The 26,535-nt window shown below is 39.0% G+C and carries 24 protein-coding genes; 17 read left to right on the forward strand and 7 right to left on the reverse strand.

Going from position 1 to position 26,535, the window contains the following annotated elements:
* Positions 1-64: 64 nt before the first annotated feature.
* Complete coding sequence (locus JYB62_RS07845; protein ID WP_205644845.1) at positions 65-1,513, reverse strand: M48 family metalloprotease; 1,449 nt, start codon at positions 1,511-1,513, stop codon at positions 65-67.
* Between the two features lie 262 nt (positions 1,514-1,775).
* Between JYB62_RS07845 and JYB62_RS07850 the strand changes: the two genes are divergently transcribed.
* Positions 1,776-2,507: a DUF4197 domain-containing protein gene (locus JYB62_RS07850; protein WP_205644846.1), complete on the forward strand. Its 732-nt coding sequence runs from the start codon at positions 1,776-1,778 to the stop codon at positions 2,505-2,507.
* 135 nt (positions 2,508-2,642) lie between these two features.
* Here JYB62_RS07850 and lysS read toward each other — a convergent pair whose 3' ends face one another.
* Both lysS and JYB62_RS07860 read right to left on the reverse strand, forming a co-directional pair.
* A complete protein-coding gene (gene lysS, locus JYB62_RS07855) occupies positions 2,643-4,346 on the reverse strand; it encodes a lysine--tRNA ligase (RefSeq protein WP_205644847.1) in 1,704 nt (567 codons plus the stop codon).
* 53 nt (positions 4,347-4,399) lie between these two features.
* The gene (locus JYB62_RS07860; RefSeq protein ID WP_205644848.1) at positions 4,400-5,584 is read right to left on the reverse strand and encodes a proline dehydrogenase family protein; all 1,185 of its coding nucleotides are present in this window, start codon (positions 5,582-5,584) and stop codon (positions 4,400-4,402) included.
* A 524-nt stretch (positions 5,585-6,108) separates the two neighbouring features.
* On the opposite strand from JYB62_RS07860, the gene JYB62_RS07865 reads away from it, so the two are divergent.
* The 14 genes from JYB62_RS07865 to JYB62_RS07925 all read left to right on the forward strand — a co-directional run bounded on the left by JYB62_RS07865 (position 6,109) and on the right by JYB62_RS07925 (position 20,643).
* Positions 6,109-7,206 carry a chorismate mutase gene (locus JYB62_RS07865; protein WP_205644849.1) on the forward strand — a complete coding sequence of 366 codons (1,098 nt, stop codon included), beginning with the start codon at positions 6,109-6,111 and terminating at the stop codon, positions 7,204-7,206.
* Between the two features lie 88 nt (positions 7,207-7,294).
* Positions 7,295-8,338, forward strand: coding sequence for a 3-dehydroquinate synthase (gene aroB, locus JYB62_RS07870; protein WP_205644850.1), 1,044 nt, complete (start codon positions 7,295-7,297; stop codon positions 8,336-8,338).
* An 11-nt stretch (positions 8,339-8,349) separates the two neighbouring features.
* The gene (locus JYB62_RS07875) at positions 8,350-9,591 is read left to right on the forward strand and encodes a 3-phosphoshikimate 1-carboxyvinyltransferase (protein ID WP_205644851.1); all 1,242 of its coding nucleotides are present in this window, start codon (positions 8,350-8,352) and stop codon (positions 9,589-9,591) included.
* 3 nt (positions 9,592-9,594) lie between these two features.
* Positions 9,595-10,419, forward strand: coding sequence for a prephenate dehydratase (locus JYB62_RS07880; protein WP_205644852.1), 825 nt, complete (start codon positions 9,595-9,597; stop codon positions 10,417-10,419).
* Positions 10,419-11,561, forward strand: coding sequence for a pyridoxal phosphate-dependent aminotransferase (locus JYB62_RS07885; RefSeq protein ID WP_205644853.1), 1,143 nt, complete (start codon positions 10,419-10,421; stop codon positions 11,559-11,561). Before JYB62_RS07880 ends, JYB62_RS07885 begins: the two co-directional genes overlap by 1 nt.
* Positions 11,562-11,675: 114 nt before the next feature.
* The gene (locus JYB62_RS07890; RefSeq protein WP_205644854.1) at positions 11,676-12,524 is read left to right on the forward strand and encodes a prephenate dehydrogenase; all 849 of its coding nucleotides are present in this window, start codon (positions 11,676-11,678) and stop codon (positions 12,522-12,524) included.
* A 104-nt stretch (positions 12,525-12,628) separates the two neighbouring features.
* The gene (locus JYB62_RS07895) at positions 12,629-13,597 is read left to right on the forward strand and encodes a Kelch repeat-containing protein (protein WP_205644855.1); all 969 of its coding nucleotides are present in this window, start codon (positions 12,629-12,631) and stop codon (positions 13,595-13,597) included.
* 118 nt (positions 13,598-13,715) lie between these two features.
* Positions 13,716-14,408: an SIMPL domain-containing protein gene (locus JYB62_RS07900; RefSeq protein WP_205644856.1), complete on the forward strand. Its 693-nt coding sequence runs from the start codon at positions 13,716-13,718 to the stop codon at positions 14,406-14,408.
* A 171-nt stretch (positions 14,409-14,579) separates the two neighbouring features.
* On the forward strand, positions 14,580-16,853 hold the full coding sequence (locus JYB62_RS07905) for an aminotransferase class III-fold pyridoxal phosphate-dependent enzyme (RefSeq protein ID WP_205644857.1): 2,274 nt from the start codon (positions 14,580-14,582) through the stop codon (positions 16,851-16,853).
* Between the two features lie 242 nt (positions 16,854-17,095).
* A complete protein-coding gene (locus JYB62_RS19845; protein WP_243431461.1) occupies positions 17,096-17,326 on the forward strand; it encodes an O-methyltransferase in 231 nt (76 codons plus the stop codon).
* Positions 17,327-17,338: 12 nt separating this feature from the next.
* The gene (locus tag JYB62_RS19850) at positions 17,339-17,479 is read left to right on the forward strand and encodes a hypothetical protein (RefSeq protein WP_243431462.1); all 141 of its coding nucleotides are present in this window, start codon (positions 17,339-17,341) and stop codon (positions 17,477-17,479) included.
* 90 nt (positions 17,480-17,569) lie between these two features.
* Positions 17,570-18,880 carry a polysaccharide deacetylase family protein gene (locus tag JYB62_RS07915; RefSeq protein WP_205644858.1) on the forward strand — a complete coding sequence of 437 codons (1,311 nt, stop codon included), beginning with the start codon at positions 17,570-17,572 and terminating at the stop codon, positions 18,878-18,880.
* Between the two features lie 327 nt (positions 18,881-19,207).
* Positions 19,208-19,597 carry a hypothetical protein gene (locus JYB62_RS07920; RefSeq protein WP_205644859.1) on the forward strand — a complete coding sequence of 130 codons (390 nt, stop codon included), beginning with the start codon at positions 19,208-19,210 and terminating at the stop codon, positions 19,595-19,597.
* A 155-nt stretch (positions 19,598-19,752) separates the two neighbouring features.
* Positions 19,753-20,643 carry a dienelactone hydrolase family protein gene (locus JYB62_RS07925; protein ID WP_205644860.1) on the forward strand — a complete coding sequence of 297 codons (891 nt, stop codon included), beginning with the start codon at positions 19,753-19,755 and terminating at the stop codon, positions 20,641-20,643.
* A gap of 56 nt (positions 20,644-20,699) precedes the next feature.
* Here JYB62_RS07925 and JYB62_RS07930 read toward each other — a convergent pair whose 3' ends face one another.
* Positions 20,700-21,269, reverse strand: a complete 570-nt coding sequence (locus JYB62_RS07930) for a Pycsar system effector family protein (protein ID WP_205644861.1) — start codon at positions 21,267-21,269, stop codon at positions 20,700-20,702.
* A 114-nt stretch (positions 21,270-21,383) separates the two neighbouring features.
* Positions 21,384-23,558 carry a B12-binding domain-containing radical SAM protein gene (locus JYB62_RS07935; RefSeq protein ID WP_205644862.1) on the reverse strand — a complete coding sequence of 725 codons (2,175 nt, stop codon included), beginning with the start codon at positions 23,556-23,558 and terminating at the stop codon, positions 21,384-21,386.
* A gap of 143 nt (positions 23,559-23,701) precedes the next feature.
* Between JYB62_RS07935 and JYB62_RS07940 the strand changes: the two genes are divergently transcribed.
* A complete protein-coding gene (locus JYB62_RS07940) occupies positions 23,702-24,487 on the forward strand; it encodes an NYN domain-containing protein (RefSeq protein ID WP_205644863.1) in 786 nt (261 codons plus the stop codon).
* 13 nt (positions 24,488-24,500) lie between these two features.
* The gene (locus JYB62_RS07945) at positions 24,501-25,262 is read left to right on the forward strand and encodes a toll/interleukin-1 receptor domain-containing protein (RefSeq protein ID WP_205644864.1); all 762 of its coding nucleotides are present in this window, start codon (positions 24,501-24,503) and stop codon (positions 25,260-25,262) included.
* Between the two features lie 48 nt (positions 25,263-25,310).
* Here the strand turns inward: JYB62_RS07945 and JYB62_RS07950 are convergent, their stop codons facing one another.
* Together JYB62_RS07950 and JYB62_RS07955 are read right to left on the reverse strand one after the other, a co-directional pair.
* A complete protein-coding gene (locus tag JYB62_RS07950; RefSeq protein ID WP_205644865.1) occupies positions 25,311-25,724 on the reverse strand; it encodes a DsrE family protein in 414 nt (137 codons plus the stop codon).
* Between the two features lie 12 nt (positions 25,725-25,736).
* Complete coding sequence (locus JYB62_RS07955; protein ID WP_205644866.1) at positions 25,737-26,417, reverse strand: Tat (twin-arginine translocation) pathway signal sequence containing protein; 681 nt, start codon at positions 26,415-26,417, stop codon at positions 25,737-25,739.
* Positions 26,418-26,535: the final 118 nt, after the last annotated feature.

The raw sequence follows: 26,535 nt of genomic DNA on the forward strand, positions 1-26,535 counted from the left end.
CATTAATTAAAAACCGAGCTAAGGGGTTTGGTTTTTATTTTTTTAAAGCCAGACTAACTAGTGATTATTTTCCAACGACTTTGATCAACATTCCTTTGTTTAATTGATCTGTCAAATGTATCCCATTTAGAAGTGAAAGTTCTTCATATCGCTCAGATGGCATTCCATAATACTTAAAGGCCGCTTCTAATGACATTGAATTTGGAACTGTTTTGATTTTTATAATATCGGGTTTTCGGTTTAGTTTTTCCGAATCTCTTAATTCTTGAAAATCACGTATCGTCTTATTAAAAACTGACTGGTATGAATCAAACTTTGCCAGCTCCGTAACCCCCATCAAACTATAAATATTTCCTTCAAATTGAATAAGAGAAGAAAGGACACGGATGGTACTACCTTGCTCTTGTAAATAATCGGCAACCATTAGTATTGCCGGCATGCTGTTGATGGTCTTTTTCTTAGATTCTACCAGCGTCAGTCCATAATTCTCCAAAACTGTATTTGCAGCTTCTTCCAGGTTAGCTCCTGAGGCTAAAGTCAGAATCATCACTGCATCACCAGCCTTTGGTGCCATTTGAAACTGTTGTGGTGAGTTTTGGTGACTCCAATCTGTAGGAAGTGGAAATTGGATTTTTAGAACTGGATGATAAAAAGTATTATTCTCTACAAATCCCTGCTTTGGATCCTCTCCCACTATTAGACCATCAATTTTTCGCAGATAACTGTCTCGGTTTATTTCAAATTCAGTCATTTTAGACTTTTGCTGCCACTCTAATGCAAGTCTCTCAACAGTCGCATTTCGTTCTTCAGGTGAAGGGTGAGTAGAAAGAAAAGGGGGAATTTCACCCGCTCCAGAATTATCCTGTTGTCTTTCTAGTGTTTCGAAAAATCCGGCCATTTCAGTCGCATCATACCCGATTTGGGAAGAATAATCCACACCTAGCTCATCGGATTGACGCTCCGCATCTCTTCCGAATTTCAGCAAAGCCAACTGCATTCCCTGTGACAAAGGCTCTACGAATTCACTGAGCTGAGGGACTAAAATGATCCCCGCTATAAGACCTAGCTGCCCAAGAATCTGATTCCGCTGCTGTATCACTGAATGCCTAGCGGTAACGTGACCAATCTCATGACCTAACACCCCCGCAAACTCAGCTTCATTATTAAAATGCGCCATAATGCCTCGGGTAAAATAGACAAACCCACCGGGCACCGCAAAGGCATTAATTACTGGTGAGTCCACTATTTTGAACTCATAGGCTAATTTTGGACGATGTGAGATTGCCGCCATTTCATTGCCCTTAGTAGTGATAAATTCTTGGAGTTCTGGATCTTCATAAAGGCCAAAAAAGGCAACAATTTCAGGATCTGACTGCTGTCCCATCTCGATTTCCTGAGCTTCAGACATCAATACAACTTGCTTTTTTCCTGTGACAGGATTGATTGCACAGGAACTTAAACCCAAGAGTATAAATGCTGAAAAGAGGCTTAGGTAATTCTTGTAAGTTCTCATTAGAATATAAGTTTGCCGGGTATTTATTAATGATTCATTGAAAATTTCATTCCAATTAATTTTGGGAAGAAAATTTGCTTTTAGCTGCGGTCAAATGTGATTCGTTAAATCAAAGAGACGAGGATTCCCATAACAGACACCTGGGTTTCTTCATTCATGCAGGCAACTAAACAAGAAACCAATTTTTATTAATCCCCTGATATCTTATCCAATCGAATTACGTTAATTGAGTATCATCACAAAATTCAATTAAAATCCCCCAATGCAAATTTCAAAAAGCTTTCAATCCTCATTCCTTTCAGCGATTCTTTTATTCTTTGTTTTTACGCTAGATACTCATTCGACAATTGCCCAAAGTATCTTCAAACCCACAAATGAACAACTCAACGCCGGATTAAAGGAAGCTTTGGCTTTAGCCACAGACATCAGTGCTGATCGACTTCACTTAGAAGATGGCTATCTGAATAATCTGGATGTAAAAATCCTCTTCCCCCCAGAGGCAAAAAACATAGAAAACACCCTTCGGTCTTTGGGGTTAGGTTCCATGGTGGATCAGGTAATAGTAAGTGTAAACAGGGCTGCGGAAGATGCAGCAATTCAGGCAAAACCAATTTTTGAATTAGCTATCAAAGAGATGAGTATTCAAGATGTGAAATCGATCCTGACTGGGGAGAAAGATGCTGCCACTCAATATTTCGCTAATTCTACCAGTGATAGTTTAGCTGTAAAATTTGAGCCTATTATCGATCAAAGCCTCAAAAAGGTGGATGCAACCAAATATTGGGAAGACGTAACAACACGCTATAATAAGGTGCCTTTTGTCAAAAAAGTGAATACGGATCTGACTGGATATGTCACCAAAAAAGCAATTGATGGACTTTTTATAGAAATCGCCAAAGAGGAATTAAAGATCCGTGAAAATATCAATACCAGAAGTACCTTATTGTTACAAAAGGTTTTTGGATACGCAGATAGCCAAACTCAAGGAAACTAAACTGATTAGTTAAAAAGGTAAGGTTCGGAAATCTGTGATTATCTCTTTAATGAAAAGGTTTCCCATTTATAAAGCGAAGTAATAATGAACAAAAAAACCGGGCCTCACAGCCCGGTTTTACTTTTTATCATTTGATCAAAGTAACTGTACTGTCAAAAGGTCTCCATCCTTTTGCACCCTTGCCACTTCTTTTTTGCTTAATCCTTTCATCGCTACATCCCATTTTTTATTACTCAGGCCTGTTTGCTCTTTTAGCTTACCCAAGTCAATCGGATGTTCTTTTTTCAGCAAATCCAAAACCAGCTTTTCTTCCTCTGTCAACTCTACCGCTTTCTTTTCAGGTCTCATCTGAGGGAAGAACAATACTTCCTGGATGGTGGTATTGTTGGTCAAAAGCATGGTCAATCGATCGATTCCGATTCCTAAACCTGAGGTAGGAGGCATCCCGTATTCCAGTGCACGAAGGAAATCCAAATCCATCGCCATCGCTTCATCGTCTCCTCTTTCTGCCAATTTCAACTGATCCTCGAATCTTTCTCTTTGATCGATTGGATCGTTCAATTCAGTATAGGCGTTTGCTATTTCCTTACCATTTACAAATAACTCAAAACGCTCCACCAATCCTGGTTCCGTTCTATGCTTCTTCGCCAATGGCGTCATTTCGATTGGGTAATCCGTGATATAAGTAGGCTGGATCAAGTTGGCTTCCACTTTCTCTCCAAAGATTTCATCCACCAATTTACCCTTACCCATGGTGTCATCGACTGCAATTCCCATTTCCGAACAAACCTTTCTTAAACCTTGCTCATCCATTTGGCTGACGTCGATTCCAGCATATTCCTTGATGGAATCATACATGGACAGCCTTCTATAAGGTCCGGCAAAATCAATTTCATTCTCCCCTACCTTGATTTTGGTCTTTCCATGAATGGACTCAGTCACCTGCTCGATCAACTCCTCTACCATTTCCATCATCCAGATGTAATCTTTATAGGCTACATAAATCTCCATGGAGGTAAATTCTGGATTATGCGTACGGTCCATTCCTTCATTTCGGAACATCTTACCAAACTCATATACTCCATCGAATCCACCTACAATTAATCTCTTTAGATACAACTCATTTGCAATCCGCAAATACAATGGCATATCCAAGGTATTGTGATGCGTTTGAAATGGCCTGGCTGCAGCACCTCCATGGACAGCCTGTAAAATAGGTGTCTCCACTTCTAACCAACCATGATCGTCAAAATAACGACGCATCTGTGTGATGATTTTGGAACGTGTGATGAAGGTTTTTTTCACCTCTGGATTCACCGTCAAATCCACATATCGTTGCCTATATCTTAATTCCGGATCGGTAAATCCATCATGGACATTTCCATCCTCATCTCTTTTTACTACAGGAAGTGGCTTTACTGATTTAGAAAGGACTTTCAGCTCAGTCACATGAAGAGAAATTTCTCCGGTTTGGGTGGTAAAAATATATCCCTTCACTCCAATGAAGTCTCCAATACCCAACAACTTTTTGAATACTGAATTATAAAGAGTCTTATCATCACCTGGGCAGATGTCATCACGACGTACATAAATCTGAAGTCTTCCGGTGGAATCCTGAATTTCACCAAAAGATGCAGACCCCATGATTCTTCTACTCATCAGACGACCTGCAATCGAAATGCTTTTGTAATCGTTTTTACGATTTTCATAATTTCGATGGATGTCGGCTGCGGTCACATTGATTGGAAAAGCTTCCGCTGGGTAAGGATTGATCCCCAATTTCATCAATTCTTCCCGGTCTTTTCTTCTCTCTATTTCCTGTTCGCTCAAAAGTTGCATTTTTTATCTATCCTCTTTTATGATTCACTATTAATTTCAATTCCTATAGCCTGTTAAGCCACTGCTTTTCTTCGCTTCAATTCCCGTTTGATCAATTCAAATTCACGGCTACTTTGTCCTGCAATACTAGAGTTTTCTGCTGCACGTCTAGTTAAATAAGGCATTACCTTTTCTACAGGACCATAAGGCACATATTTCACTACTCGGTAACCGGCATTGGCCAGGTTGAAGGAAATATTATCACTCATTCCATAAAGCTGCGCAAAGAATACCTGATCAGATTTCGGATCAATATTGTATTTATCCATCAAAGCTGTAGCAAGGAGATTACTATTCTCATTATGCGACCCGCACATCAGGAATACCCGCTCATGATGTGATATACAAAACTCTACAGCTGCATTGTAATCATGATCAGTTGCTTGCTTATTGGGCTGAATAGGACTTGGATACTTCAGGCGTTCCGCCCTTTCTCCTTCTTTCTCCATGTAAGCCCCTCTCACCAATTTTGCGCCTAATAAATACCCTTTTTGTTCTGCAGTTTCTTTGGCCTTTTTCAACCTTCCGAGCATGTCATGGCGGTACATCTGATAGGTGTTGTATACTACACATCGCTCCTTGTTATACTTTTCCATGGCATCATAGGTCAGCTCATCTACTGTATCCTGAAACCAAGACTCTTCCGCATCAATCAATATCTTCAACCCTAGATCATGTGCCGTTTTACAAAGCATATCCACTCTTGCTTTGGTCCTGTCATATGCCTCTTGCTCTTCAACTGTCAGAGGTTCGCCTGCCTGGATTTTGATCATAGGATGGTAATCACCCAAACCGGTAACTTTAATCACCCCAAAAGGCATATAATCTGTTTTGGCAGAAGCAATCATGGTTTGTCGAATTTCTTCTGTCGTCTTTTCGAAGCTTTCCTCATCCCCTTTTCCTTCCACTGAATAATCCAAAATGGCCTCAATACCATAGTTTGCCAAGGACTCACAGGCCTTGATGCTTTCCTGAATGGTCTCTCCACCACAGAAATGTCCAAACATGGTTTGTTTCATGATCCATTTGATTGGTAACTTCAATTTCAAAGCAAAATGGGTCAAGGCAATACCAATATCGGAAAGCGTTTTATTATTCAATAAAGAAAACACCAAGTGCGTTCTTTTTAGCTCTGCATCCGTTTTTGAAGCAAAGGCTATTTCCAGATTTTCGAAAGAAATAGTCGGTTTTGTAGGCATATTTCTAAATAAAGGTGCAAAGATATTAAAAAAACTACTTTTACTCGGTTTTTTTGCTCAATAACACTACTTTAAAACAAAGGAAAACAAGAGTGGTTCAGAATTTAATTTTGATTCTTGAAATCCAAGCAAATTTGATCGTAATCAAAACAGTATTTCAGGATGAGATCATTTTTACCAAAAAAATATCAAAGAATTTTAAAAACAATAATCAATTGAAATCAGAATAATCTCCTGCTCCACACTATTAGAAAGTGGAAAAATAGGATTTTCAAGAAGTTTCTTCCATATAATATTGACTTAATAGAAATAGCTTTAAAAATTAATTTTGATTTTAAAACCTACTGCCTTACATTTGGGCCATGTTAATGACAGCAGCGATCTATTTTACCTTCTTTTACTTTTACTTTCGAAGCCAAAATCGAATCGGTGCCGCCTATTGTCTAGCCAAAAACTAAAAGAACATAAACTAACAAAGAGCCCGATTCGAAAGAGTCGGGTTTTTTCATTTAATGCTTAGCCGTATGAAAACGCACAAACAAATCAAAGACTGGGGCCTGGGACTGACAGGACCAATGATCATCGCCGGCCCTTGTAGCGCCGAATCACCTGAACAAATCGAAAAGATTTGTCTTGAAATGAAAGAGGAAAATGTGATTCCTTCTATGTTCAGAGCCGGTATCTGGAAACCAAGAACAAGACCAGGAAGCTTCGAAGGTATCGGAGAAGAAGGTTTGAAGTGGATGGAAATTGTTCGTCATCACCTCAACATTCCTATCACGGTAGAAGTTGGGAATGCAGCCCATGCTGAAATGGCGCTAAAAAACAATGTTGATGTGGTATGGGTAGGTGCAAGAACCACTGTCAACCCATTTGCAGTACAGGAAATTGCAGATGCGTTGAAAGGATCAGATATTCCTGTGATGGTGAAAAACCCAATGAACCCTGACTTAGACCTATGGATGGGAGCTTTGGAAAGATTCCATGCAGTAGGTTTGACTAAACTGGCTGCTATCCACAGAGGTTTCTCTGATGCTTACGATAAGAGATTCCGTAACAAGCCAAACTGGTCTATGCCAATACATTTAAAGCGTGTTTGGACTGGAATGGAAGTAATCAACGACCCTTCTCACATTGTAGGTAAAAGAGATGGAATTCTAGAAATCTCTCAGCGTGCAATCAACTTTGGATTGGATGGTTTGATGATTGAAACGCACCATGATCCAGACAATGCATGGTCTGATGCCAAGCAGCAAGTCACTCCAAAGAGACTAAAGGAAATTTTGAACGCCATCGACTTCAAAAAGCCTTTGGTATCAGAGCAACCTAGCGAAAAGCTAAACGACTTGAGAAGAGCTGTTGACCACCTTGATGATCAGCTTTTGGATATTCTTCAGGAGAGGTTTGCAGTAATCGACCAAATTGGCGCGCATAAAAGAGAGCACCATTTGACGGTATTTCAGTCAGATAGATGGAAAGACGTGATGGAAAGCAGAACTCAAAAAGGAGTACAGCGTCAGCTAAGCGAAAAGTTTATGAAGGAGTTACTTTATTCTATTCATGAAGAATCCGTAAAGCGTCAAGAAAAACAACTTCGTGAATCTGAAGCTGTTAAGAAGTAAAAATTAAGGCTAAGCATCATCAGGTTTTGGGAGGAATATTTCTCCCAAAACCTTTTGCCTACCTGCTAAAATATCCAATTAAATTCCGGTGGACCCAGTCATTTTCTCATCCTCTATTGCCTCAGATTTGGAAAAAGTGCTCCAAAGCATCTCTTTTTCACAACTTTTCGTCCTAACAGACCAGAACACTGAGCAACATTGTTTACCAAAACTCAAATCCATTTTCCCTACAAAATCCATCTTCAAGAAGGTAGCTGCAGGAGAAAAGAATAAAAATTTAAGTACCTGTTCTGAGATTTGGTCTGCAATGACTGAAGCCGCATTGGATAGAAAGGCACTATTTATCAATATCGGAGGCGGGGTAATTGGTGACATGGGTGGATTTTGCGCAAGCATATACAAGCGGGGTATTCGCTTTATTAATATTCCTACCACTCTCCTATCGCAGGTAGACGCCAGTGTAGGAGGAAAATTAGGAGTAGATTTTGAAGGCCTAAAAAATCATTTAGGAACCTTCAATGAACCTGAAACAGTCATGATTTCCCCTGAGTTTCTCGAGACCTTGCCAGAGGAAGAACTTCGTTCAGGCTATGCAGAAATCATCAAACATGGACTGATTCAGGACAAGGCCTATTTTGAGCAGCTTGAAGTAAATGACTGGAAAAACCAAGATTGGAAAGATTTGATCCGACACTCTGTAGGTATCAAAAAACAAGTGGTTTTGGAGGACCCCAAAGAAGCTGGACTCCGAAAAATATTGAATTATGGCCATACCATAGGTCATGCTTTTGAATCTCATTTTTTGAATACTGAGAAGCACTTGTTACATGGAGAAGCCATCGCAATCGGGATGATTTGTGAAGGATATCTTTCTATGAAAAAATTAAACCTGAACCCAAAAGAGCTGGATAGAATAAACCACACTTTCCAAAGCATTTATGGAAAGTTCTATTTTGAGGATTCAGATTTGGCACCTATCCTGGACCTTTGCCTTCAAGACAAAAAAAATGAAGGATCTGTGCTGATGTTCTCCTTATTGGAAAAAATAGGAAAATGCACTTTCAACATCCCGATAACCAGGGATGAAATCGAAGAAGCAATCCTTTACTATAAAAACTTAGAACTCTCTTAAATCCTATTTCCGTGAGTACCGATATAAAAACTGTTTTGCAGTTAAACCAAAAAAGTGAATTTTCTTCTGCGACGATTCCACTTCCTTCTTCCAAAAGTGAATCCAATCGGGTATTAGTCATTGACGCTTTGACAGAAGGAACTAACAAAATCACTAACCTAGCGGAGGCCAGAGACACGCAGACAATGATCCGCCTACTTAGCAAAAACCCTCCGGTTTATGATGTGTTGGATGCGGGTACCACCATGCGCTTTTTAACAGCCTATGCTACCGTGACGAACCAAAACAAAGTCATGACGGGCACTCCCAGAATGTGCGAAAGACCGATTGGGATCTTGGTAGATGCATTAAGAAGTATTGGTGCTGAAATTCACTATTTAGGAGTAGAAGGTTATCCACCTTTGGCAATTCATGGACTTTCTGCCCAAACTGCCAACAAGGTGAAAATCAGGGGAGATGTATCCTCTCAATATATTTCGGCGATGTTAATGATCGCCCCGATTCTACCTCAAGGGTTGGTGATTGAACTGGAAGGCAAAGTAGGATCCAGAACTTACATAGAAATGACCTTGGAATTAATGGCTCAATTTGGCATTGACTACCAATGGAAAAACAATAAAATATCTGTTGAACATCAGGCTTATCAAGCGACTTCATTTGCCGTGGAGAGTGATTGGTCTGGAGCCAGCTATTGGTTCAGTTTACTTGCCTGTGCAGTTTCAGGGGCTTTATTCTTGGAGGGATTAAAAGAAAATAGTCTTCAAGGAGATTCCAAAATCGTAGAAATCATGGATCATCTTGGAGTCAAAAGCACTTTCAAAGAGGGAGGCATTTTATTACAAAAGCAACCTGTGAAAGGCTTAGAAAAGTGGGATTTTACTCACTGCCCTGATCTCGCTCAGACAGTAGCAGTGACATGCGCGATTCTTGGTCAAAACGCGATCTTTACAGGATTGGAAAGCTTGAAAATCAAGGAAACAGATAGAATCTACGCCCTACAACAGGAATTGGCTAAATTCAATGCAGATCTAAAAGAAATTGAACCTGAAGTTTACCAGGTGATCCCATCTGTTACCATGCCTTCCGAAGTTGAAATTCAGACCTACGATGATCATAGAATGGGAATGGCATTTATGCCATTATTGACCAAAACCAGAGTTTTGATTGAAGACCCTGCAGTGGTAAATAAGTCTTATCCAAGCTTTTGGAAGCATTGTGAGATTTTAGGAATAGAAATGGAAACAAAATCCTAAGCCATGAAAATCTTAAATATCGCCATTCAAGGGGTCCCAGGCTCTTTTCACCATCAGGTGGCCTTAACCAAATTCGGTGAAGAAACGAAAATCCTTTCATTTAACACATTTGAGCCTGTTGCAAAATCGGTGGCCAATGGGGAGGCTGACTTTGCAGTCATGGCTATTGAGAATTCTATTGCAGGGGCAATTTTCCCTAACTATGAATTGCTGGATCGATACGAATTAACGATTAGGGATGAATTTTACTTACCGATTGCTCATCAGCTTATGGCGCTGCCTGGTCAAACATTGAGAGATATTAAAGAGGTACGTTCCCATCCAATGGCATTGCTGCAATGCAAGGCATTTTTTGCCGAACATCCAGACATTGAACTGAAAGAGGATATTGATACTGCCGCAGTTGCAAAGCAGATTTCTTCAGAAAATTGGAAAGGAATTGGAGCCATTGCCTCCACCATTGCTGCAGATATTTACAGCCTCGAAATCCTGGCTAAAGACATCCAAACAGTTAAATCCAATTTCACGAGGTTTTTCATTTTGCAAAAACAAAAAGAAAGTCTGGATTATATTCCAAACAAGGCTTCCATTAAGGTGACCCTAAAAAATGAAAAAGGGGTATTGGCAAAGCTACTTACACTGATGAGTGAAAACGACTTGGATTTAAGTAAAATTCAGTCCGTTCCGGTGATCCATAAACCTTGGGAATATTCCTTCTTTATCGACACGGTATTTGAAAACCATGAGGTATTCAAATCCACAATGGAGAATATTCAGAAAAATTTTGGAGAGGTTAAAATATTTGGTGAATACATAAGCAGAAAATAATGAAAGGATTTTCCGAGAAAATCGAAACTGTAGAGGAATACTATTTTTCTGCTAAATTAAGGGAAGTGAATCAGATGATTGCCGATGGGAAACCAATCATCAACTTAGGCATAGGCAGTCCAGATCTTGCCCCCGATAAAAAAGTAATTGAGGCATTAAAAAATACAGCAGACAACCCTCAAGCCCATGGATACCAAAGCTATCAAGGGATCCCTGAATTAAGAATTGCCTTTGCTGATTTTTATGCCAGAGAATATGGCGTCAACCTTCAACCAGACAAGGAAATCCTTCCTTTGATGGGTTCAAAAGAAGGAATCATGCATATCAGTATGACTTTCTTAAATCCAGGGGATGAGGTTTTAATTCCAAACCCAGGGTATCCCACCTATACTTCCGTGACCAATTTATTGGAGGCAAAGCCAGTATTTTATTCTTTGGATCTGAATCAACATGGAAGGCCAGATTTTGAATCCCTAGAGCGCAGAGACCTTAGTAAGGTAAAATTGATGTGGGTCAACTATCCTCATATGCCTACGGGAGCCCAAGGATCCACTGAAATTCTTGAAGAACTGGTAACCTTTGCCAAAAGGCATCAAATCGTGTTACTTCATGATAATCCTTATAGTCATATCCTGACTGAAAAACCCAGAAGCATCTTAAGCATCAATGGAGCCCAAGAAGTGGCTTTGGAATTAAACTCTTTGAGTAAAACATTCAATATGCCTGGATGGCGAGTTGGAATGCTTGCTGGCAGAGCCGATTGGCTTCAAAAGATTTTGAAAGTGAAAAGCAATATGGACTCCGGGATGTTTCTAGGCCTTCAAAAAGGAGCTATTGCTGCCTTAGGTTTAGGAAGGTCTTGGTTTGACGACTTGGACGAACTGTACCAAAACAGGAGAAAGCTTGTATGGAAACTTGCGGATAAACTGAACCTGACTTATTCCCAAGAGGCGGCAGGTTTATTTGTTTGGTGTAAAGTTCCCGAGGGAAAAACAGCTGAAGAAATCGTGGATTCTCTGCTATATGAAAAATACATCTTCGTTACGCCAGGTAAAATCTTTGGAACAGAAGGGGAAAATCACATCCGATTCTCACTTTGCATGCCTGAATTTAAAATCTTGGAAGCCATCAAACGCATTTAACCATAAATCATGAAATCGAGTAAGTCCTTAATCTTCAAACTGAGAGATAGCTTTATTACTTGCGAGATTCCTTCCGATAGTCATCGGAATGACCTATAAACTATTAATAAACAGATGAAAAAAATACACATCATTGGACTGGGACTTCTAGGAGGTTCTTTTGCATTGGGAGCAAAAAAGAAAATAGCTGATTTGACGATTACTGGATATGATGCAAACCCTCAACATCAAAAGAATGCCTTAACTCTTGAAATTATTTCTGAAGTAAAGGAAATTCCAGATGCCGATACAGATTTAGTAATACTTGCGACCCCTGCTGATACCCTAGGGGATTTATTGCTAGCCACTTTGGACCAAGTGGGACCAAACACCTTGATCTTTGATGTAGGATCTACTAAATCCAAACTAACTAGCTTGGTGGCTGAGCATCCTAAAAGAGCACAATATCTTGCGGCACATCCAATTGCAGGAACAGAATATTCTGGTCCAAAAGCGGCTTTTGAAGATTTATTGGACAGGAAAGTAATGATCATTTGTGAACTGGAAAAGACAGATTTACACCTGAAAGAAAAGGCTTATGAATTATTTGAGGTATTAAATCTAAAGCTTCGTTTCATGGATCCTGAGGAGCATGACCGCCATCTGGCGTTCGTTTCCCACCTTTCTCATATCTCGTCCTTCATGCTTGGAGAAACTGTCCTTCAAAAAATGGCTGATGAGAAAAATATCTTTGATATGGCAGGATCTGGGTTTGCTTCGACTGTTCGTTTGGCAAAATCAAGCCCCGCCATGTGGGCTCCTATTTTCACTGAAAATCAAGAGAACATTTTGAGTGCTTTGGATAGCTACATCGCAAATCTTTCCTCATTCCGTGAAAAAATAGCACAGAAAGACAAGGAGGGACTATTTAATGAGATGGATGAAATCAATAAAATCAGAGATATTCTAGACCTAGAAAAATAAGATCAAAAAGAACCACCTTGAAAACCACGAATTATTCGTGGTTTTTTTATTTCTATACTGTATTGATAAATCAGTAAATTCAATGATCTAAACTCAAAAGACCTATGAAACAGCTATTTCTATTTACCCTCTGCTTAATTTGTTCAGTATCGTTTGCCCAAGAAGATACCTGGAAAATTCTGGAAACTACCAATGAGGCTTCCCCAAGACACGAGAATTCTTTCGTGGAATGTGATGGAAAATTCTATGCGCTTGGAGGTAGAACAGACCGACCTGTAGAGGAATTTGACCCCAAAACGAAAACCTGGAAACAATTGGCGGATGTACCTATGAACTTCCACCATTTTCAAGCCATTGCCTTCGACCATGAAATTTATGTAATTGGTGCCTTCACAGGAGGTTACCCTCATGAAACGCCCATCCCAAATTTTTTAATTTTCAACCCTAAAAAAAATGAATGGCGGGAAGGCCCTGCTATCCCAAAAGAGAGATTAAGAGGTTCTGTGGGCGTATTTACGAGAGATGGAAAAATCTATTTGGCAAGCGGGATCATCGATGGACATTGGGACGGCCATGTCACCTGGTTTGATGAATATGATCCTAAAACAGGAAAATGGACCATTCTACCCGATGCTCCAAGAGCCAGAGATCATTTTAGTGCTACTTTAGTTGGTGACAGAGCTTATTTGGTGGGTGGTAGGAGATCTTCTGCAGTCATTGGAAAAGTGCTGGACCTTACTGTACCTGAGGTAGACTATTTTGATTTCAATACAAACACTTGGCATACAATCGATTCCACTCTTCCAACAGAACGAGCTGGCACATCCAATGTAGCGAATGGCCCCTATCTCGTCGTGATGAATGGAGAGAGTATTACACAGGAAGCTGCTCATTCGGAAGTGGAAATGCTGGATACCAGAAATGGAACTTGGACTAGCTTACCAGAACTTAATCAAGGAAGACATGGCACTGGTGTGGTTTACTATAAAGGAAAGATATATGTAGCCGCAGGTTCTGCCAACAGAGGAGGTGGACCCGAATTGAATAATATTGAAGTTTTGGAATGGAAATAAATAGATTTCTATTGTCTTAAATTTCCTAAAACGAAAGCTAATTCTTAGGCAAACCTCTTATGATCTACCTTTCTGGCCTATCATTTGAACTAGTACACCTAAATCAACATACTAAACCATGAAAAATTTATTTGCCCTATTATTCGGTTTACTTTTAACAATTCCGGTTTTAGCCCAAGAAAACATGAACATCCCTCTTATCGAGGTAGAGGGTTTTTCTGAACGAAAATTAGCTCCTGATGAAGCGGTGTTTTCTATCCATTTGGAGGAAAAGTCCATGAAGGTGACAGATGCAACCGAGATATTGAATACCAAAACAAAAAACTTGGCAAAAGCCTTAGAAAAGGCCAAGATCAAAGATTATAAATTGGTAGCAGACAACTTCTCTGTAACTATTAATCGCATCTATAGAAGCGGTTATGCAAGAGATAGTGGATATGTTGCATCACAAAACCTAATGATTACTACCAGCAGCAAAAATACCGATCTTCAAAAGATTGTAGAAGCTATTCAAGACTCTGGAGACATGAGTTTCAATCTAAATTTCCAAGTATCTGAAGCAACTCAGAAATCATTGGAAAATGAACTTTTGACAGAATCCTTAAAGAACGCTGAAAGCAAAGCCAGATTGGTCGCTGAAACTTTGGGAATCAAAAACATCAGGGTTCATCGAGTATCCATTACCAGTTCTCCAAAACCAGTTTATAAGATGCAGGCGATGAGAGCAAGTGCCGATGCTGGAAATGAAGCATTACTGGCTCCGGATTCCCAATCCCTACAGAAAACTGTCATGGTATATTATACCTACTGAATCAACACACATAATCCGTGAAGGAAGAGACACTAACCAGTGTCTCTTTTTTTGTTTGTAATCTGGTTTTTTATCTGTGCTTTAAAGGATTCTTCCTAGTTTTAATAGCCTGTTGGAACTGAAAGGTCAAGGCTGGAATCAAGTCAATTAAACATCCCTTAGATTAAATCCATGGAAGAGTTAAAATCCCTCCTTCAACATGAATTTGGTTTTGAAAACCCAAAAATCGAAAAGCTAAATGGCTATTTTAATATCAACTACCTGGTATCAGATCCTCATAACTCTTTTATTCTTAAAACCTATCAATTTGATCAGGAGCTGTTCGATACCCTTGAAGCAGAGACTCAGGTACTAATCCACCTTCAGACACTATCCAAAGACAAATATCCTAGACCCATTTCATTTGCAAATGGAGAATTTCTTCAAGTATTTAAGTTAGGTGGCGAAAAAACCATAGGAAGATTACTGTCCTTTTTGGATGGTTCATTTTTGGGAGATACTCCTGCCTCTCCTAGCCTTTTTGCAAGCATGGGGACCTTTATGGGCGAGTTAGATCGTAACCTCGAAAGCTTCTCAAATTATGTTTTAAAGTCAAGGGAATTGGATTGGGATATCCAACACCTTGCGCTTAACAAAAAACTAATTACAGATATCCCTAATCCCTCAGATCGAAATTTGGTTAGACACTTTTTCCTTCAGTTTGAAGAACAGGTTACACCGGTTATTCCAGAAATAAGAAAACAAATCATCCATGGAGATGCCAATGAATGGAATGTTTTAACGGAAAACGAAACTGTTTCGGGAATCATTGATTTTGGAGATTTAAGCTATTCACCCTTGATCAACGAAGTAGCCATAGCACTTTGCTACCTTGTCTATGATAAAGAAAACCCTTTAGAATGGACACAAGAATTTTTGAAAGCCTATCATCAAGTAAATCCTCTTCAGGAAAAGGAGATTGAGATCCTATATTATCTAATTGCAGCAAGACTTTGTATCAGCGTTTGCCAATCTGCACACGCGAGAAAAACTGATCCCAACAACCTCTATGCTTCAGTGAGTGAAAAGTCAGCTTGGAAACTGCTCTATAAATGGGTTGGTATCAGCTCACTGGAAGCGAGCAATTATTTTAAAAAAGCCATCGGGTTACCTATTCCTGAGAAACCAAATGTAAAGGAAGTTCTTCATAGAAGACATCAATCCATCAGTCCAATCCTTTCTGTAAGTTATAAAAACCCTATTCCAGTTATTGGTGCTGCCTTTCAATACATGTACGATGCTGCAGGAAACACCATCCTCGATGCCTATAATAATATCCCTCATGTGGGTCACTCCCACCCAAAAGTAGTGGAAGCAGGCCAGCGACAAATGGCAAAATTGAATACCAATACAAGATACCTATACGATCTTCTTCCTCAGTATGCAGAGCAATTGCTGGCCAAATTCCCCCCTTCTCTTAACAAAGTCTATTTTGTCAATTCAGGAAGTGCTGCCAGTGATTTGGCCATGCGTTTGGCATTTGCGCATACCAAACGTAAAAACATCATGGTCATGGAACATGGATACCATGGAAATACTCAAATTTCTATAGATATCAGTGATTATAAATTCTCCAATAAAAAAGGATTCGGGCAAAAACCCAACATTTTAAAAGTTCCTATTCCAGACACTTATCTAGGAAAATACAAGGCCAATGATGGAAGTGCTGGCAAGCAATATGCTCAGGAAGCTATTTCTTTAATGGAGGAATTTCCAGATGAAATTGGAGCATTTATCACTGAACCAATTGTCGGTTGTGGGGGACAAGTTCCCTTGGCAAAAGGCTACTTAAAAGAACTATATCCAGCGATCCGTAAACAGGGAGGTATCTGTATTAGTGACGAAGTTCAAACAGGCTTTGGAAGAATGGGAGATCATTTTTGGGGATATGAAGCCCAGGAGGTTATTCCTGATATGGTGATTTTGGGGAAACCCATGGGGAATGGCCATCCAATGGGTGCGGTCGTAACTACAGAGGAAATAGCAGATTCTTTTAGCAAAGGAGTTGAGTTTTTTAGTTCTTTCGGTGGAAATCCTGTTTCCTGTGCCATTGGACTCTCAGTCTTAGAAGTAATTGAAGAAGAAAAGCTTCAAGAAAACGCAAGAATGGTAGGTAATTACTATACTGAACTTTTTAAATCCTTACAACCAAGTTATGAATGCATAGGAGATGTTAGAGGGTCTGGGCTTTTCTTAGGAGTAGAAATCGTTCAACCAGGCACCATGAATCCAGATACCCAATTGGCAGCATGGATCAAAAATGAGATGAGGGAAAGAAACATCCTAATTAGTACTGATGGACCTCATGATAATGTATTAAAAACAAAACCCCCTTTGTGCTTTTCCAAATCCAACGCAAAAGAAGTCGTAGATACCATTGAAGATATTTTGAAAGCAACGTATTAAAATTCAACTTAGAATTTAATAACATAGCATTCCTCCTTGACCTTCAAGGAGTCTGAATTCATTTTATCAAACCGAAAATCCACCCTCAAATTGAAGCTAAATCTTTAGAGATTGGTTTTACCATGCCTTCTGACTTATACATAGGATACCTCTTAAAAACGTTGATTGCCAGTAAACCAAAAGGGAATTTTCTGGGGCTAGGAACTGGCATAGGGTTATCTCTTTCTTGAATGGTGGATGGAATGGATACAGATTCAACCTTAACCTCTGTGGATAATGACCCTCAATTAGTTAATATCGCAGAGGATTTTTTTGGAAAAGATGTAAGAATTGATCTGGTTTTAGAGGATGGTGCCAAATGGATTGATGAATACAAGGGTCCTGGCTTTGACTTGATTTTTGCAGATGCTTGGCCTGGAAAATACAGTCATTTGGATGAGGTTTTTTCCCTGCTCAAGGTGGCAAGAATCTAGGTGATTGATGATATGGATGAACAAGCCAATTGGCCGGAAGGACATGCAGAAAAAGCGAAGGAATTGGTGAAGCGATTGGAAGAACGTGAAGATTTTCATTTGTGCAAAATGAACTGGTCCTCAGGAGTGATTCTAATGACTAAAATCAACTAGTCTTCCGCTTAAAAACCATTTCATTTCAAACAATCCTGTATCTTAAGTCTGTTAGAAGATAAAACTTAACAATTAAAGCCCTGACCTTCCATGAAAATCCTTTCTAAATGGATTTATTTGATAGGTATAGCCTCCACATTTTCATGTTCCCAACCTGACCCAATTGTTGGAACCTCGGAAATCACCAAATGGCCAGAAGATAAAAAAGGAGCAATATCTGTCACCTATGATGATGGAATTATTAACCAATTCACGATTGCTAAACCGATCATGGATAGTTTAAACTTACCTGCCACCTTTTATATCATTACCGGGAAAGTTCCTGGTTCTGGAAAAGGCAAATTTATAGGAAGGGATCCACAGGAAATTATTTCTGAAACGCGAGAATTCAAAACAGACTCTAGCAATTTCTTTGAGCGGGCCTCACTCATCGCATTCACAGGCACCACAGAGGCAGAAGATTATCATGCCAGAGTAGGATCATTGTTTGAGTCCGGGAGAGTAGAGGACGCCTATGAACTGCTGGATGAAGGCTATGAAAAACTCCGTAATGGCAAAATGGTGAATACTGGTGAAGTTGTTTTTCATAATAATGTGGAAGATACCACGACTTGGGAACAGTATAAATCTTATGCTGCCCAAGGACATGAAATTGCCTCTCATACGGTGACACATCCCCGATTAGCAGTTTTGGATGAAGTAAACATGCTCTATGAATTAGAGCAAAGCAAAGCCGATCTCAAGAAGTTTATTGGAGAGGAATCCATTTTTTCAGCGGAGGGACCATATGGCACTGAAAACGAACGGGTCATGGAATATGCTTATGAAATCTACCCTACACTAAGAAACCGGATGCCTGAAACTTGGCTAGAAGAAATAAACCGTGGAAGTGATGCTGTTCCGGGAGAATCAAAAAAAGAATACGTGCAATGGCAGCGCGGAATCCTAACCCGGCATTCGTTCGAAGACATGAAATCATGGATTGACACGACCCTGAATCATGACAATATCTGGTTGGTTTTAGTGATTCATGGGGTAGAAAATCTGGGCTGGGAGCCAAAGACTAAAAAGCAACTTGAGGAGTATTTTTCATTTATGAAATCCAAAGAAAACGAGCTTTGGATTGATACATTCCGTGACGTAACAAAATATATCCAAGCTCGGCAAAACACACAAGTCATTAGTAAACTTGAGAATGATAAGATCACAATTACCTTGGATTCAGAATTAGATCCATTTGTTTACTCCATCCCTCTTACCATTAAAACTTATATCCCGGAAAATTGGAAAAAGGTAAAAAGTGGTGATGAGAAAAACCTTGAAATAATGGAAGAAGAATCAGTTAGATATGTTTTATTCCCAATGGCATTGGGACAATCGACCACAATTATTTCTGAGTAATTTAAAATTCATTTTAAGAGAATTTATAGTAGTACACCTATCAATCTTTAGATGAATTTCAAACTTTCAATTATTATCATTCTTGTTTTTTCTTAATTCCCTGAATCATTTGCTCAGAAAAAGTTAGAGGGAAAATATTGGCTCAAAAGTTCTAAAATAATTGATGTTTATTCCAAATATGAATTTTCAAAAGATGGGACATTTACTTTAGAATACGGTAGAGATTTAGGCCCAGAGAGTTATGGGTTCGGAACATATTCGCTTTCAAAAGATAGTTTGATTCTCACTTTTTCTTCAAACCAAGATCCAATTAGGAGCAAAATTTCAATGAAAGAAGAGGAAGAACCATCAACAAAAGATTCAGCCGAATTTCACTTTACATTCTATGATTTAAAAAATGAAATGGAAGTCCCAGCAATTATTTTTAAATTCTTTGAGGACAAATCAAAAAACAAGTATTTCCAATCTAATAAAAATGGAGTTTGCAATATAATTCTTCCAAAAGGACCAGAAATTCATACTTACACTATCTCAGCAATAGGCTATGAATCATTTACAGTCGACTTAATAAGTGAATCTTCACAATTTATAACTATTGGATTAGCGGAAAACATTGGAAAACAAATTATTGGAAAGGTTTGGGGATTTGAAATCGCAAAAGCTAATAAAAAATCAATCTACTTAAAGGGAGGAGACCAACTCATAAATTTTGAATAGCAATTCAAGACTAGTATTGATAAATTGAATCCAATGATTTAAAAACCATTCATTCTCAGTAAATTACTTTTAACAAAAGTATCCTAAAAACAAAAACTGATTTTTAATAAATTATAAATCGAACTTTTAATAATCCCCGATTAACCAAACAGACCATGAAAAAATTGAACAAAGAAGATATCCAACAGGAAGTTTTTGACCTGTATGATGCCTATGCACACAACAAGTTAGACCGAAGGACTTTTGTAGAAAAACTTTCGGCATATGCTGTTGGAGGAATTACGGTAGCCTCATTAATGAGTGCGATGATGCCTAATTATGTGGACACCCGTACCATATTACCAGATGATGATCGCCTAGAATCTGATTATATCATGTACGACTCCCCAAAAGGAGGAGGCAAAATCAAAGGATTACTCTCCACTCCTACCGGGATGACTGGCAAAGTTCCAGGAATCGTGGTGGTACATGAAAACAGAGGTTTGAATCCCTATATTGAAGATGTGGGAAGAAGATGTGCGGTTGCTGGTTTTATTTCCTTGGCCCCAGATGCATTGACTCCTTTGGGAGGCTATCCAGGCAATGATGATGAAGGTAGAGCCATGCAATCCAAAAGAGATAGAAATGAAATGTTGGAAGACTTCATCGCTGCCTATGAAACTCTCAAAAAACATCCAAATTGTACAGGCGAAGTCGGAGTAGTTGGCTTCTGCTTTGGTGGTTGGATTTCCAATATGATGGCCGTAAGACTACCTGATTTGGGAGCTGCAGTTCCTTTTTATGGAGGACAGCCCTCTGCTGAGGAAGCAGCCAAAATCAAAGCTCCGTTGATGCTTCAATATGCTGGATTGGATGAACGCGTCAATGCAGGATGGCCAGCATACGAAGAAGTTTTGAAAGCCAACAATATTGAATACCAAGCATTTGTTTACCCAGATGTAAATCACGGTTTTCACAATAATACCACCCCAAGATACGATGAGGCAGCTGCTACCTTGGCTTGGGAAAGAACCATTGACTTTTTTAATAAAAAGCTCAAAAGTTAAAGTTATTAATACTAAAAAAGGGGAGTGATTTGCTTCCCTTTTTTAATGGGATTTTATTAGTAAATCATGCCTAAATAAATCAAAAAGGTCAATATCCCTAGGGCTAAGCCCAAAATAAATACATTGTAAGCATGTCTTAAGAGCATGTATTTTTTATTGAGGACTTTGGCCTGATAAAACAAAGCGATGGACATTTGCTCCTGAATTTCTTTTTTGGAAGGCAGGATCCGATTTACCTCATTCAAGTACTCTTCCATTGATAAATCCGCACTTGAACCAAAAAACATGATACTGGATTTTGGGTCTATATTGGATGTGGTTTTATTACCCATGATTTTCGGCTTTGCTGACTGAACGGCCAGGATAGTAGAAATAAAACAGGTAAATAGCAGCAACAAAATAGGTAACAAAGTAATAGGTCGCTCTATTTCAATCTGATGAGAGATAGTCCCATATCCCATGATGGCAACCACAGATGAAATAACCAAGGCATTGATACTAATAATGATATTTGCCTTGTTGTCAGCAATCTGAAGAAGATTGCAATTATTCTTAAAAGTCACTCGAAAGAAAGTCTGATGCTCTCTATCCGTTTTTTCTTTTTTTAAAATCAGTTGTTCTTCCATAGTATATGAATGTACCACTGGAATTTACACAATAATTTAAAAGAAGGGGAAATAATCTTATTTCAATAATTTTAACAACCAGCCTTTTTACCAAATAACAGGCACCAAAATAGGTTAAAAGATCAATAATCCTTGCTCTCGCAAAATTTCCCATACCTCAGATTCTACCAACTCTTCAAAATCACCTAGCTGACTTTCATAACTTTGGCGAATGGGTTTGAGCGTACTTAATTGCTGGGTATAAGAAACCTGGGAAAGTAAATCTGCCACCCAAATTCCTAATGCCATAGGTAATTCCATTGCAAAATCTTCTTTCTTCCCTGAAAATACCAAATCACAGGAATCCTCATCTTCCAAGGGGATCAATTCAGGTTGTGCCCCGATCCAGAGAATTCGTTGTTGATCCTTATAGGGAATACCTGATTCGCTTTGAATGGCTTTAGCGATGTACTGACGATCAATGGTGGTCTTTGGCATTTTCTTGGCAAACCAATCTTGTAGAGGAATTTCAAAGCCTATCCCATGCATGTAATTAAATAGAGATTTTCTTAATCCATCTCCAAACTCGCCATGTTCAGCTCCTACCGGGTCCTCAAATTCAAGTTCATTATTGGCAAAATCACCTTCTTTCTCTCCCACTCTGGATACACTAAAGGCTTTCGGATCCAACCCTACTGGGCTATGAGCAGTCATTGCAAATCGATGCCAAAATGCTGATTGCAATACCCCCTTTTCAAAAAGTTGCCGGACCATTTCTAAGGAGTCAACCGTCTCTTGTGTAGTCTGAGTAGGAAATCCATACATCAAATAAGCATGAACCATAATTCCTGATTCAGTAAAATGATTACATACTTGGGCCACCTGAGCTACTGTCACTCCTTTTTTAATTAGGGCAAGCAAGCGATCTGAAGCTACTTCTAATCCTCCTGATATGGCAATGCAACCAGAAGCTCTAAGCAAGCGGCAAAGATCTAAAGTAAAGCTACTTTCAAATCTGATATTGGTCCACCAAACTACTGTCAAGCCTCGTCTCAAAATTTCAATTGCCAAATCTCTCATCAAGGCAGGGGGTGCCGCCTCATCTACAAAATGGAACCCATTATTTCCCGTCTGGTCCATAATCTCTTCAATTCTATCTACCAGAATGGAAGCAGTAATAGGCTCATATCGACCAATATAATCCAGGGAGATATCACAAAATGTACACTTCCCCCAATAACACCCATGTGCCAAAGTCAACTTGTTCCAGCGCCCATCACTCCAAAGTCGATGCATGGGGTTGGCTACTTCAATGACTGATAAGTAATCCTGTAATTTCAAATCCGAATAATCAGGAGTCCCTACCTCTCGCTGGGACACATCTTTCACAGATGAATTATTTAGGAACTTTACCTTACCATCTTCTCGAATAAATGTTCTCTTCAGCTCCTCCAAAGACCTCCTCCCATCCAAATGCTCTAACAATAAGCGAACAGGAGCTTCACCATCATCCAAGGTTATAAAATCGATGTAATCAAAAATCCTCGGATCCTTCAAAGATCTAAGTTCAGTATTTGGGTACCCTCCTCCCATCCAAACACTGATTTCAGGAAATTGAGATTTGATAAATTGGCCACATTTCAAAGCTCCATATAGGTTTCCAGGAAAAGGAACAGAAAATGCGATAGAATTAGGCTGAACCTTTTCTATTTCTTTTAGAAGCAGTTCTAGCATTAATTGGTCTATCAAGCCAGTTTCTTGCTTCAATGCAAATTCCATCTCATCAAAATCACTCGCAGAAACAGCGAGTTTTTCTGCATACCTACTAAAACCAAAATTTGGATCAATGGCTTCTGTGATCAAATCTCCTAAATCTTCTAAATACAAGGTGGCAAAATACCGGGCTTTATCACGTACTCCCAAGGTCCCAAATGCCCACTCCAAATCATCCAATTGCTCAAACCTACTTGCTTCCGGTAGGTAATCTCCTTCCGAAATATGATAAGCCAACGTGGGGTTTTTATCCTGCAAAAAAGAAATGACTGCATCAATAGTTTGAAGGTAATTAGCTTGAAGCCTGACTATTCGGGCAGCATTGTCTGATAACTCCAAATCCTGCTGTTCAATCAAATCAAAAACCTTTCGAAGTCCTTTTTTTGAAAACAATACTAAAATCACCTCCATCCCTAAATCCATTTGATTGGAAGGAATTCCCAAGGTATTTAAGTACCCCTTTAAATAAGCTGTCGCAGGATAAGGGGTATTTAGTTGGGTAAAGGGAGGCGTAATAAATAGAACTTTTGTGGCCACAGGTTTTGATTTAGGAAGATTCAAAGTTCGCAAAGAATCCTTGATTCCAAGTACGACTTTCTAAAATAACCTAAACTAGGGAAAACCATTCCTGAGATAAGCACTTAATTTTTGGTAGATTTACTTATTCACAAAAATTAGAGATGAGAGACAATAAATTCAACATCGCAGTACTAATTGATGGCGATAATGCACAGGCGAAATTAATTAAGGAGATTTTAGAAGAGGTTTCCAAATATGGGAAAGCTACCATCCGTCGTATTTATGGAGATTGGACCATTCCACAGATGAATAGCTGGAAAGAAATGATCAACCTTCATTCTTTCAACCCAATCCAAAAATTTTCTTACACCACAGGAAAAAACTCCACAGATAGCTCCCTGATCATTGATGCCATGGATATTCTACATAGCGATAGCGTGGATGGATTTTGTATTGTGTCAAGTGATTCCGATTATACCGGGCTTGCTAAAAGAATCCGGGAAGAAGGTTTGTTTGTAATGGGTATCGGTCGAAGAATTACTCCCAAAGCCTTTGTCCAATCCTGCGAGATTTTCACATTTGCTGAAAACCTCGGCCCAGATACGGAAGAGGATAAAACTCCCTTTAGAAAAAGCGATAAAACTCCTTCCAATACTTCCAAACAAGGAAATACGAGGTCAGAAGATTCTAAGAAAGAAGAAATTTTAAAAGAGGCTCCTACCCTAGATTTAAATTTAATTGACAAAGCTTTTGAGATTTCTTCGGACGAAGAAGAAGAAATTCACATCGCCAAAATCGGATCATCATTGAGAAAGATAGACCCTAGCTTTGACCCAAGATCTTATGGCTTTAGAAATCTTACGGAATTGTTCCGAAGCCTGAAAAAATACCAAGTAATGAAAAACGAAGTAAATGGATTGAACTACCCTTTGGTCAAATTGAAATAAGATCTCTTGGAATATGGAAGATTCCACCTTCATACATCAAGTTGAACAATTCCTTTTAACATCTAATTCGAAATGGAATACTTCACAGGGAATACTTCAGTCTTTACAAATTGCCTCCATTTCTCCTTTGGAATTGGATGAAATGTTACTGAAAGCGTATCAAAAAAGTAGAGACCATCAATTTCGCTATTCCACCTTGCCTTCTAAGAAAAGCTTAGACGTACTCTGGGGGCATATTGATAAAGTCAAAAAAAGAGAGGGAATGGATTTTTTAAAGCAAGATCAAGAGCTCTTATTGGATGAATTGAATAGAAGTGCGGAAAAATCTATGTTTTTATCCCATAGCTTCAAAGATTCAGATAAGGTAGTTGATCTGGCTAAAGCACTTGCTAAACAAGACCTGCATCTTTGGCTGGCAGAAACTGATTTACTGTATCATCAGCATATCAATTCGGAGGTAAAAACGGCAATTGAAAAGCTACCTTTTTTCGCAGTCTTTTTATCGGAAAACATCTTTCATTCAATCTGGTCTGCCAAAGAAATTGAATTTGCCTTGAACAATAAGAAACAGATCATCGGCTTTTTTCATGCAGAAACATTAGAAAAGCTCCTTCAAATCAATTCAAAATCCTCTATAGCTCAGGAACTATTCAGTAGATTTTTCGACAACCATCAAGAAGTAATCTTTGTAAACTATCCGAGCGAGGAACATTCAATTTCATTTCCATTGGGAGAATTTATGAAAATGGATGAATTGGTAGCTTTGCTAAAATAAAAAAGGGCCCGATTGCTCAGGCCCTCCTAGATTTAAAGGTAAGAGCAATTATTTACTCTCCTTGATATATCCCCAGCCTTCTTGCTGCTTCTTGATGATCTCTAAAATCCCATCAGGAACCGTTCCGACACCAGGGATCAAACTGGAAGTGGTTAGTTTATACCTGTCCAAACTCATTTGGCAAACCTTAAAGGTCACATTCTCTTTTTTTGCTAGTTCCTCCAATTCTTTGGAAACCGAGGACTTATCTTTCAAAACCATGTCTAATGCACTGCTATAGACCACCATTTCGAATTCAGAATCAGGGTATTGATTCGCCATCACAGAAATGTGCCTCATAGCTGATTGATGTACCCCTTCCTCACCGCTTGTCACGTCAAAAACAATTTTAACAGGAGGTGTTTGAGCATATACAGCCATGGAAAGAATCAATCCAAACAGGAATAAAACAGACTTTTTCATCATTTCTACATTTTAGCCTCCAGCAAAAACATAAGCGCAGCCGTGCTCTTGAGCTCTACCCAATGCCCATACACCAGAAGGAACGACTTGGATTCCAGGGTGCACTCCACTTATCATATCTTTGTAAACATCTTCCATTTGCAGGTTCATCTGACCCGCTATAGCCCCACTATACACCTGAAGTGCTAAATCACAAACACAAAACATGGCTCCCCTTGCTTGAAGATCTTTGATCCCTTGAATTTGAGGCATTGGAAAATCGCCCGGTTTTGGCTCATAATATAGATTTCTTAAGGACGGAGCACCTGTGGCAGGATCATTCACTTCAAATACTGCCCCTAATTTATACTTTGACCAAAGCCTATCCTCCAGTGCAAATGGAATGGCTCCATGTCTTAGCACCGTCATGGCAGTAATGTCAGAATCAGGACTATCGGTTTGATTATTGGTTAAGTAAAATGCCCAATTCCAAATAATTGGGAACCCATCATGAGGTGTAGAACCATCATATACAATTCGATGCGAACCTTTGATTTTTTTAAACCATTCGTCAGCTTCATGCATCTTCTTCTTATTTTCTTCTATTGGATTTCCAACTGCTGGATTCAATATTCCAGCTAATCCACCAACCGCAGAACCTAATGCGATTTTTTCAAGAAAACTTCTTCGAGAATTACTATTTGATTCTTTCATTTAAAAATATATTAAGTTGAACTAACACACTTATTCAATTGAGGTAGCTAAAAAATTCTAAATGAATATACTATTAAATTAAAGAAATAGCAATGATTTCCTTGAAAATGAATGACTT

This window comes from Algoriphagus lutimaris, assembly GCF_017051705.1.
GTDB lineage: Bacteria > Bacteroidota > Bacteroidia > Cytophagales > Cyclobacteriaceae > Algoriphagus > Algoriphagus lutimaris.